At 40.3% G+C, this 12,152-nt stretch carries 4 protein-coding genes and 1 pseudogene; all 5 read left to right on the top strand.

The features are described from left to right. Nucleotides 1-313: 313 nt before the first annotated feature. On the top strand, nt 314-2,107 hold the full coding sequence (locus tag LK416_08065) for a hypothetical protein (GenBank protein ID UEA73647.1): 1,794 nt from the start codon (nt 314-316) through the stop codon (nt 2,105-2,107). Nucleotides 2,108-2,206: 99 nt separating this feature from the next. Beyond that, nucleotides 2,207-3,238, top strand: coding sequence for a branched-chain amino acid aminotransferase (locus tag LK416_08060; GenBank protein UEA73646.1), 1,032 nt, complete (start codon nt 2,207-2,209; stop codon nt 3,236-3,238). A gap of 616 nt (nt 3,239-3,854) precedes the next feature. Next, complete coding sequence (locus tag LK416_08055) at nt 3,855-6,167, top strand: chitobiase/beta-hexosaminidase C-terminal domain-containing protein (GenBank protein ID UEA73645.1); 2,313 nt, start codon at nt 3,855-3,857, stop codon at nt 6,165-6,167. A gap of 28 nt (nt 6,168-6,195) precedes the next feature. Next, nucleotides 6,196-9,804 carry a chitobiase/beta-hexosaminidase C-terminal domain-containing protein gene (locus tag LK416_08050; GenBank protein ID UEA73644.1) on the top strand — a complete coding sequence of 1,203 codons (3,609 nt, stop codon included), beginning with the start codon at nt 6,196-6,198 and terminating at the stop codon, nt 9,802-9,804. A 156-nt stretch (nt 9,805-9,960) separates the two neighbouring features. Beyond that, nucleotides 9,961-12,114: pseudogene (locus LK416_08045) on the top strand (ABC transporter ATP-binding protein/permease). The last annotated feature ends 38 nt before the right edge of the window (nt 12,115-12,152 follow it).

Below are 12,152 nucleotides of genomic sequence, written 5' to 3'. Positions count from 1 at the left end.
TCATATTATGATGGCAGGACTAATAACCAAGGGTAAGCCCCTGCCTTTATATGTACAGCATGCAGTTTTTATAGTGCGTTATGGTGAGTACGATTAACTGTGTAGAATATTTCCCCTGGTTTTTATATACTGCTAAAAACCGGATGTGTTCGGTTGTCAGATTATTGTGGCAGAGAGTGCTTGCAGATAGCTTTGGTTGTGCCTATAATATAGACTATGAGATTAAACAGGCAATTGCAGAAACGTATTGTAAATAGAGCATTGAATATTCTGCAATGCCTGTTTTGAACAAACAACCGGGAGGCAGACAGATATGAAAGCGGGATATATACTCCGAGTCAGATATTTTCTGGCACATAATAAAATAAGGGTGGTGCTGTGTCAGCTTGCGTTTCTGGTCGTTTCGTCATTTATCCTGATTCCTGTTGTATTTCGAGGATTTTATCTTGCAATTAAATTATCCGGTTACAGTTCTGTCACGAAGGAGAACTTTTTAGATGTTCTGGTAAAACCGGGAACGATCATATATATGCTGCTTTTGATCGTATTGCTCATGGTGTTCATGTTATTGAACCTTACGATGTATGTTGTGCTGTTTGATGCGGCACTCAGGCACAGCAGACAAGGGCTGTTCGGATATCTGGTACAGGTTGAGAAGTATTTCTTTCGTTTCTTCGGTAAAAAGAAGATTGGTCGTATCTTTTATATGCTTCCATTTGCATTTGCGGTATATATGCCGCCGTTTTTGATGGCGTTGAATAATAACACAGTTACCAAATATCTGCTGAAGCTTTGTATCAGAGAAACAGGCAAGAAGGCATTTTGGATAGGATTTATAGTAATCTATCTGATCAGTATCTGGATTATGTCGGTAAAAATTCCATATATCCGTTTGTTGATACTGGGGAATGAGGAGACTGCAAAGGCAGCGGGACAGACCAGACTGACCTGTCGGGAATCGGTGCATCATTTTATATTCCAGGCGTTATGGGAGATATTTGTCGGATTGTTCTGCGTATTGTTATATGCGATCTTTATCGTTGTAAGTGTATTGGTGATAAAAGCAAAATCCGATGGAGATAATGTGCTTATTCTGTTCTATGAGGTATATAATAATATCAATATCGTGGTAGGTGCTTTGCTGCTTTTTATCTGCGGTATGTTCAATATATCGGCGGTATTGCAGCTTGCTCGACCGAAGATGCTTATGTACCATGTGGATGATGCAGATCTGAAAAAGCAGACTCATTATGTACTTGTAAGTCTGGTTGCTGTAGCCTGTATGCTTGCAGTATATCTGAATGTTCGTTTTTTGTCTGCCGGTGCTACACCGACATATGCTTCCCTTGGGGCAACGTTGATCACCGCACACAGAGGTTCCAGCAGTGAAGCTCCTGAAAATACGATCCCGGCATTTGAGAAGGCGATCGAAGAAGGGGCAGACTATGTGGAGATGGATGTCCGGTTGACTTCGGATGGAGAATTGGTGCTAATGCATGATCCGTCAACGGAACGGACGACAGGCGTTGATAAGTTAGTCTGTGACAGTACATATGAGGAACTGCAGCAGTTAGATGCCGGAGCAGAATATCCGGAAGAATATGCCGGAACCAAGATTCCGACTTTGAAGGATGCAATCGACACCTGCAAAGGTAAAGTAATGATGAATATAGAACTGAAAACAGTTCGGAATGATGGTGAACTGGAGAAAAAAGTTGCTGAACTGCTCCGGGAGAATCATATGGAAGAGCAATGTATTGTTACATCTTTTAAGCAACGATCTCTTGTGCGGATCAAGAAGGATGATCCTGATATTGTAACCGGCTATATATACAGCTTCGGATACAGCAATCGGACGAATTATGAGGCCATGGATGTATTAAGTATTGATGCCAGATATCTGACCAGGCAGGTGGTAGCCGGAGCGCATAAGAAAGGTATTATGGTGTGTGCATGGACGGTAAATACCAGCAGTGAGATGCGTCGTATGATGGCGATCGGTGTGGATAATATTATTACGGATCGCGTGCCTCTTGCAAAACGAACCTTAAAGCATAAGGATAGCAATGCCGTATCAGATATGGTAAAATATATATTTGAACAGTAAAAAAATTATCAATACTATAGAAATTGAGAAAAGAATGTGCTATAACAGAAGCTATGAATATTATTTTTTACGAAACAGAAACTGAAAGGATGAGTAGTTATGGAAAAGAAAAACATTGACTGGTCTAATATCGGTTTTGGGTATATCAAGACAGATAAGAGATATGTATCAAACTTTAAGAATGGTGCATGGGATGAAGGAACATTAACAGATGATGCCAATATCGTATTAAGCGAATGCGCAGGTGTTCTCCAGTATGCCCAGACAGTATTTGAGGGATTAAAGGCATATACAACAGAGGATGGCAGGATCGTATGTTTCCGTCCTGACCTGAATGCAAGCAGAATGGCAGATTCAGCAAAGAGACTTGAGATGCCTGCATTCCCGGAAGATAGATTTGTAAAGGCAGTAGAAGAGACAGTAAGAGCAAATGCTGGTTTTGTTCCACCATATGGTTCAGGAGCAACACTTTATATCAGACCATATATGTTTGGTACAAATCCTGTAATCGGTGTTAAGCCGGCAGACGAGTATCAGTTCAGAATGTTCTGTACACCTGTAGGTCCTTACTTTAAGGGTGGTGCAAAGCCGATTACAATTAAGGTTTCTGATTTCGATCGTGCAGCACCTCATGGAACAGGTCATATCAAGGCCGGTCTGAACTATGCAATGAGCCTTCATGCAATCGTTACAGCTCATCAGGAAGGTTATGATGAGAATATGTACTTGGATGCAGCAACCAGAACAAAGGTAGAGGAGACAGGTGGAGCAAACTTCATCTTCGTAACAAAGGATGGCACAGTTGTAACACCTAAATCAAACAGTATCCTTCCATCTATTACAAGACGTTCTCTTATGGTAGTTGCTGAGAAGTACCTCGGACTGAAGGTTGAGCACAGAGAAGTATACTTCGATGAGGTAAAAGATTTTGCAGAGTGTGGTCTGTGTGGTACAGCAGCCGTTATTTCGCCGGTAGGTAAGATTGTTGATCATGGCAAAGAGATCTGCTTCCCAAGTGGAATGGAGAAGATGGGACCGGTTATTCAGAAGCTCTATGATACATTAACAGGTATCCAGATGGGCAGGATCGAAGCTCCAGAAGGATGGATCAAAGAGATCAAAGTAGACTAATTATAAAGAGTTCTTATAAATAAAAAGATATGGCGTAAGTTCCATTCGGAATCTACGTCATATCTTTTTTTAGGCATTTCCATGAAAATCCAGAAGCTCACGAACGTCTACCTCAAGTGCATCTGTAATATTAAACAGCGGATCCAGCGAAACGGATCGAACGATGTTAGGGGCTTCGACGGCTCCCGGATGTTGTCTTGAAATGTCCAGTTTTTCTGCAAGCTCTTTTAATCACCTCAACCATATATTTTATGTATATTTCTATAAAATATAAATTAGACATGATATAATGAACGCAAAATTATTTGCTTGCAAGGGTGCTGATTTTGCGGAATGCATAGAATGTGCGAAGCACATGATATAACAACCGATATTAAAAATATGACATTTAAAATACAAAGATAAAAACGATAATTATAGAAAGGGCTTAATCTAACCATATGGTTAGTTGACTTACATAAAAGTGTCTCAGTTTTTTGTAGAAAGCATATATTTTCTGTGCATATATACAAAAATGAAAATATATGCTTGATAACACTTGATATTTAAAATATGACAATATATACTTCAAATATGTAGATTGATATCTTTAAAATTACAATAAAGGAGCAGAAAAATGAATTTAATTATGAAAAAAAATGTTTTCAGGAGAGGAATGGCATTTGCATTAAGTACTGCAGTTGCAGTCAGCATTGTGCCGCCATTGGGAACAGGATCAACAGCAAGAGCTGCTTCGGATGCAAGCCCGGTGAAGAATGAAGTGAATCTCGGTATGTCATCTTTGTATACGGATTCAACATCATGGAGTAAATCAACAGGAGCAAAGGTATATTATGGAAATCTTACTGATGCGACCGGTAAAAGTCCTGTTGCATATCGTGTGCTTGGAAAAAGTACTGAGACACAGAGTGTAGGTGCTGCACAGGATTATGTATTGCTTGATTCAGATTCTATTTTATACCGTAGTTATTTTGATGAATCATCGGGTGGATGGAATGGTAGTTATCTGGAGAGATTATTGAACAGCAAATATGTTGATTCAAGAAATGCAGAGCAGGGTGCGATGTTTTCAAAAGTAGAAGCGAATCTGCTTATGCCTACGACATTAAAAGAAAATACATATACGATACGAACTTATCTGGAAGGTGAATCAGGAACTGAATCTGTAAAGGATGAGGCAGCTGAAGATTATATCTTTATTCTTTCGGCAAAGGAGATTCGGAATCTATATGCAGACAAGCAGTCTACCAATAAGAATGTATCGGGAGATTATTGGTGGTTACGGTCTTCTAGGGCTAATTCAATGAAAGTGGTATGGTTGGATTCAGTGGGTAATTTTCAGATAGATGCCGAATGTATGGATGGTAACATTGGTGTTTGTCCGGCATTTAATATGAATACAAGTGGAGCCCTGTTTTCAACTGCAGTCGGATTTGATAAGAAGAAAGCAATAACAGCATCTTCCGCACAGATAAAAGAGAGTGCGGTAAATGATTGGACTTTGACTTTGAAAGATACAAATAAAACAATACAGTTAACATCAGGAAAAGAAGCGGTTCTTGCTGCTGATGGAACAGTAACGATTCCATACACATATTCAGATAGTAGAAATTCACAAAATCCGGTTAATCAGGTATCTGTATTAATAACGGATAAGGCATATACCGATAAGGATGCCAAGGTGTTATATTATGGAGCATTATCCGGAAATACAACACAGTCAATAGGCACCGGTACATTTACTTTACCACAGACATTGACAGGTACTTGGGGAACAGATTATCAGGTATATCTTCTTGCTGAGTGTGTAACAGATGGAAATTATTCTGATTATGCAAGCCTGCCATATTGTCTGACTTCTGTTAGTAAGGAGACAGGGGTGCGCGAGACCGTAAAACAGCCGGTTGCTAAAGTTTCGGATGATAAGACCTCTTTGATAATCTCATCAGGAACAGAGGGCGCAGATATTTATTATACTTTGGATGGAAGCATTCCTGATCAGAAAAACGGAACCAAATATACAGGGCCAATATCTTTTCCGACCGGAACCAGCACTATAACAGCCATTGCTGCAAAGGATGGTATGGATAACAGTATGGTTATACAGTTGATCGTTATCAAGGGAGCAGATGGTACTATTGTAATTAAGACTGATGGAACATCAGATCCGACACCAACACCAAATCCGACACCATCTACTGATCAGAAAAAAACAGAAGAACAGTATAAGCCAGGAACAGTCGAATATGAAAAATGGCTGACCAGTGATAAGGTAGATTCTCTGACAAAGGGGCAGTTGACCGGTAGAGCATCTGCAACAACAAAGGCAGTTACGCTTCGTTGGGAGAATCTGAAGGATGCAGACGGTTATATTATTTATGGTAATTACTGCAATACAAAGGCTAAGAAATACAAATACAAAAAGATTAAAACAATTAGTGCAAAAAAATTTAAGAATAAGAGCACTGCCAGCTGTAAGCTTACAAAAGTAGTTGGCAAACAGAAGCTTAAAAAGAATACATTTTACAAATTTAAGGTAGTTGCATATAAGAATGTTAAAGATTCCAAGAGCGGAAAAACAGTAAAAAAAGCAATAGGAAAATCATATCAGCTTCATACAATTATTGAGACTAAGTCCGGTAAATACGGAAATCCAAAGGGCGTTATTGTGACAACCACAAAGAATAAGAAGATATCAGCTGTCACATTAAAGAAAAAGAAATCTGTTCTTTTAGATGCCCGTGCAAGTATGCCGAAGAGAAAGAAGCTGAAAAAACATTGTGAGGAAATCCGTTGGATTTCAACAAATAAGAAGATTGCAACCGTAACACAGGCCGGAAGGATCAAAGCTAAAAAGAAGGGTAAGTGTTACGTATATGCGCTTGCGCAGAATGGGGCAAGAAAGAAGATCAAAGTTACAGTTAAGTAGAAATGATTAAATTCACATGGAGGAAATTATGAAAAAAGAAATATTTAAGCGAGGTGCAGCGCTTGTGCTGGGAGCTGTTATGACTATCAGCATCTTACCGCCGCTTGCTTCGATACCAAAGGTAGAAGCCGCTGTACAGAAGACAAAAACGGTTTCGGGTCTTGGAATTGATGGCATCATCAATCCATATGGTTCAGATACAAGTTCTGACGACTGGAAGGGCAACTATGTATACTACGGAAAATACAAGGAAAGTCCTATCCGTTATCGTGTATTAGATACAGATTCGAAAAAAGACTTCCAGACAGGAACAGACAGTATGCTTCTTGACTGCGAATCCGGAGTTGAGGTTCTCTATTATGATGTAGATGCGTCTGCGAATGACTGGAAAAACAGTGATGTTTATAAGTGGATGAACAGCACAGACCCAGCGATATATAATGCATATACTCAGGGAAATATGAGTGGATTTTTAAGATACTTTTCAGATGCAGAGCAAGCTGCGATTGTAAGCAGTAACAAGCAGATACGTTCCGGTGAAGACGGAAAGGGTGAGTTTGCTCCCGGTGCGATCAAATACTATAAATTTGTACCATTGACAGGCGAAAAAGTATTTGCATTAGATGAAGCAGAGATAACAAATAAATCGTATGGATATCCGAATTCACTTTCAACCATGAAACAACGAGGCAAAAACAATGTCGGTTGGTATTTTCTTCGATCAGGATACGGAAGCACATCAACAAGGTATCATTTTTATGATCAGGTAAATTGTGTAGATAGTGAGGGAGCTTTTTGTGATGTAACCTTAACAGGCGCAGCAGACGATAAAGCTTATGGTTATGCAAATCCGGCATTTAATATTGACACCAATAAGGTGTTATTCAATTCACTTGTAGAAGGAACTGCCGGAAAATATGGTGCAGCCTATAAGTTAACAATGCTGGATAATAACATTAAGCTTGCTGTTACATCAAGCAGTACAACGAAATCAGGCAATATTGTGGCTGTTCCATATAATATCTATGGATCAAATGGCACAAGTGTAAATCAGTTGTCTTATCTTGTCACAAATAAGCAGTTTGATGCTGAGGGTGCAAAGATAAGAGCATATGGCAAGATTGCTTCTGTCAGTGGCGGTAAAGCCGGTAATGCAAAGTTGAATCTTGCAGCTATTGCAGAACAGGTTGGCGGTGGATGTACAGCTGATACACTCTTTGATAATTATATGGTTTATCTTGTTGCAGAGAGTGTACAGACAGATAGGGATCGTACAACAGATATAAACGAAGGTTTATTTACTGATCTGGCCAGTACACCGGTATTATTGTCAAAACCGGCAAATGAAGGTATGGTAGCAGATGATGATAAGACTGTAATAGAGAATGGTACTTCAGGTATCGATACACCATATGGTTCACATCCGGGAGAAACGCTTGATGTGAATGAGGAATGGAAGGGCAGTTATGTATACTATGGTCAGTATAATGGAGAACCTGTAAAATATCGTGTACTTGATACAGCATCAGGAGAAGATTTTAAGACAGGAACAGATAGTATGCTTCTTGACTGTGACGAACAGCTCATTAAAGTTCCGATCCTGTTCTCATCAGGTACTGTTTCATGGGAAGACAGTAATATGTATAAATGGTTAAATAACGAATCATCCAAAAATGATGCGAATGCACCGGTTAACTGTATCTCGGATAAGATAGACGGATTCCTGTATGGCTTCTCGGATACAGAGAAGGAGACGATTGTCGCATCTACAAAAACCGGCAAAAATGCTAAGGATGGAGATACATATTTCTGGAATAAAGATGAGATCAGCTATATGCCGATTACAAACGAAAAGGTATTTGCTCTTGACCTTACGGAAGCAGCAAACACAAGCTACGGTTATCCAAATACTTATAAAAATACTGCTCAGAGAAGTAAACCGGGAAATGGCTGGGGATGTCGTACATCTTATCGTTGGATAAGTGCCAGTTCTACAAATTCATTCCCATATGCTTTTGGATATTCAAATACAGGTGCTGTAAGCATGAGTGTAACGTCGTCACCATTTTATCCGTCACCTGCTTTCAATATAGATAAGAAAGATATTTTATTTACAACCCTTGTAGACGGAACAGCAGGTAAGACCGGCGCTTCTTACAAATTTACATTACTGGATTCCGGCATGAATGTACAAATTACCGACAGTGTAATTACAAAGACAGGTAATACGATTACTATTCCATACGAGATAACAGGAAAGAAAAAAGATAATGTTTCACAGCTTTCGTATTTTGTTACCGATAAGGTATATAATGCCGACGGAGCAAAGATTAAGGCATACGGTAAGCTAACAGATGTATCATCTAACCTGACAGGAAGCCTGCAGATGGATCTTGCATCAGTTGCCGCAAAGATTGGAAATGGATGTACAGCAGATAATCTGTTCCAGAGTTATAAAGTATATATTGTTGCAGAAGATATTAGTGCGGATGATCCGGCGACTATGGGAATCGATGAATCCTTATTTACAGATTATGCAAGTATGCCGGTGATCTTATCAAATCCGGTATCGGCAGATGATAGCAAACAGCAGCAGGTTGAGATGCCGGTTGCAGAAAAATCAGCAGATGGTACCTCGTTGATTCTGTCAAGTAAGACGGCAGGTGCTACAATTATATATACAATAGATGGAACAACACCATCAGCCTCAAACGGAACAGTATATAACGGACCGATTAAATTAACAAAAGACAGTACTACAATTACGGCAATAGCCGGAAAAGACGGAATGAACAACAGTAAGATCGTTCAGGTTATTGTTCTGAAGGTTGCAGGCAAGATTACGCAGATTACAGTTGTTGAAGATCCGAAGCCGGGTGAATCCAAGCCTGATACACCTGCTCAGAAGCAGGAGACAACTTCGGTAAGCTCTTATGTACCGGGAACAAAGAAATTTGATAACTGGGTTAAGAGCGATGCTGTTGATAAGTATACAATGGGACAGTTAACCGGTAGAGCATCTGCCACAACAAAGACAGTTACTTTACGTTGGGAAAATGTAAAGGGAGCAGATGGATATATAATTTATGGTAATTACTGTAATACCAAAAAGAAAGTATACAAATACAACAAGATCAAAACTGTAAGCGCTAAGAAATTTAAGAACAAAAAGAATGTCAGCTGTAAGGTTACCAAAATTGCAGGTGGTAAGAAATTAAAGAAAAATACATTCTATAAGTTTAAGGTAATAGCATACAAGAATGTGAAGGATGCCAAAACAGGAAAGACTGTAAAGAAGGCAATTGGTAAATCATACCAGCTTCATACAATTACTGCTACCAAAAAGTACAAATACAGCAATCCGACAGCTGTTGTAGTTAAAACAACTAAGAAAAAGACTGTTTCAAAGGTAACAGTGAAAAAGAAGAAATCTGTACTGCTTGAAGCAACTGTAAAAATGCCAAAGGGCAAAAAATTAAAGAGACATTGCGAGAAGATTCGCTGGTTTTCAACAAATAAGAAGATAGCTACAGTTACTCAGGCCGGTAGGATCAAGGGCAAGAAGAAAGGAAAATGCTATGTATATGCCATAGCACAGAATGGTGCGCGTAAGGTCTTAAAGGTTACAGTAAAATAAAGCCTCCCAATATACAAAGTATTAATATACAGGAAGACCCGTTTGTCAATCGACAGGCGGGTCTTTTTTCATTCATTTTTTATGGGAATTTAATTGACTTTTATATAGGTAGTGATAGAATACCTCTACATGCGAAAATTATAGAGAGGTGAAACTATGCAGATAATTAAGAATTTGAAGCCATATTGGAAATCGGTTCTGATCATTGTTCTGTTATTGATCGTTCAGGCATATTGTGATCTGGCATTGCCGGATTATACGTCGAAGCTGATCGATACCGGTATCCAGAATTACGGCATTGATCATTGCAGTCCGTTGCAGATCCCGGAAAAAGCGTATACCATTATTAAAGGGTTTATGGATGAAGATGATGTGACGGTGTGGGAAAAGTATTATGAGCAGTCGGATGATGGCATATACCATATGACAGATGACGGCAAGGATCATATAGATGAGATCGATCAGGCGTGTATGGAGCCGATGATGATGTATTATTATCCATATACGATGGTGGATTCAGATGAAGATAATCAGTTAAAGCAGATGCTTGCAGCAAGCGGTATGACATTGGACGAGCTGCCGCCTGAGATGTGGAGTCAGATGGGAACGCAGATGAAGCAGATGATCGATTCCATGCGTGACAGTATGGGGGATGATATGATGATGTCATCTGCCATTACCTGTACAAGAACCTGTTATGATAGTATGGATTATAATTATAAGGATATCCAGATGTCCTATCTGAAACGTGTCGGTGTAGAGATGATCCTTATGACATTGTTAATGGTTGCATCGGCGATACTTACCGGTCTGGTAGCCGCAAGAGTAGCTGCAGGTGTGGGCTGTGATCTGCGAGAAAGCATTTTCAAACGGGTTATTTCATTCTCAGATGCAGAGATCAATCGGTTTTCGACTGCATCCCTGATCACGCGTTCGACAAATGACGTTCAACAGATCCAGATGGTTACGGTTATGTTGCTCCGCATGGTCTTATATGCACCGGTTCTGGCAGTTGGCGGTATCATAAAGGTTGTAGAGAGCGGCGCCAGCATGGGATGGGTGATCGTAGTTGCGGTAGCAGGCATCCTGGTTGTTCTCGGAGTGTTAATGGCAATTGCACTTCCAAAGTTCAAGATCATGCAGGATCTGGTTGACCGTGTTAATCTTGTGTCCAGAGAGATCCTGACCGGTATTCCGGTTATCCGGGCATTTGGCAGAGAGAAGTTCGAAGAAGAACGTTTTGATAAGGCGAATAAGGATCTGACAAAGACATCATTATTTGTAAACCGCGTAATGACATTTATGATGCCGGTTCTGATGTTTATTATGTATGCGGTTACGATCCTGATCGAGTGGGTTGCGGCTCACAGAATCGATTCGGGTGAGCTTCAGGTTGGATCCATGACAGCGTTTATTACTTATACGATGATGATCATTATGTCCTTCTTAATGATCGGTATGTTATCCGTTATGCTTCCAAGGGCAGGTGTGGCAGCAGACCGAATCAAGGAAGTTATTGATACAGAGAGTACGATCTGTGACAAGCCGGATTGTAAGAAGTTAGAAGCTGTAAAGGGTGTTGTCCGTTACGAACATGTAAGCTTCGCATATCCGGGAGCGGATGAAGATGTTCTGACAGATCTTGATTTTGAAGCAAGACCGGGCGAGACGACAGCAATCATAGGAAGTACCGGCTGCGGTAAATCTTCCCTGGTGCAGCTTATGCCAAGATTCTATGATGTCACAGGTGGTAAGATCACGATCGACGGAACGGATATCCGGGATGTATCAATTGAGAGCCTTCGGGAGAATATCGGTTATGTGCCGCAGAAGGGTGTGCTGTTCTCCGGCACGATCGCATCTAATATCCGGTTTGGTGCAGAGGATGCAAGCGATGAACAGATGAAGAAAGCGGCAGCGATCGCACAGGCAACAGATTTCATCGAGGAAAAGGATAAACAGTATGACAGCAGCATTTCACAGGGTGGTACAAATGTTTCCGGCGGTCAGAAGCAGAGACTTGCGATCGCCAGAGCAGTAGCCCGGAATGCAAAGATATATATATTTGACGACAGCTTCTCCGCTCTTGATTTCAAGACGGATGTAGCAGTCAGAAAAGCACTTCGTGAAGATATGACAGACAGTACGGTATTCATCGTTGCCCAGCGTGTCAGTACGATCTTACATGCAGACCAGATCTTGGTGCTGGATGAAGGAAAGATCGTAGGCAAGGGTACACACAAAGAGCTGATGGAGAATTGTCCGGTATATGAACAGATCGCCCGTTCGCAATTATCTGAAAAAGAGATTGCGGCGAGCATAGCATAAGAACTCAGGAAAGGAAGGTA

Source organism: Lachnospiraceae bacterium GAM79, from assembly GCA_020735665.1.
Taxonomy (GTDB): domain Bacteria; phylum Bacillota; class Clostridia; order Lachnospirales; family Lachnospiraceae; genus Coprococcus.
Note: the sequence above shows the minus strand (reverse complement) of the source record. Positions and strands in the feature narration are given on the sequence as shown.

Coding starts and splice junctions, on each gene's coding strand:
- LK416_08065 (UEA73647.1), top strand. CDS start 314: ATGAAAGCGGGATATATACTCCGAGTCAGATATTTTCTGGCACATAAT.
- LK416_08060 (UEA73646.1), top strand. CDS start 2,207: ATGGAAAAGAAAAACATTGACTGGTCTAATATCGGTTTTGGGTATATC.
- LK416_08055 (UEA73645.1), top strand. CDS start 3,855: ATGAATTTAATTATGAAAAAAAATGTTTTCAGGAGAGGAATGGCATTT.
- LK416_08050 (UEA73644.1), top strand. CDS start 6,196: ATGAAAAAAGAAATATTTAAGCGAGGTGCAGCGCTTGTGCTGGGAGCT.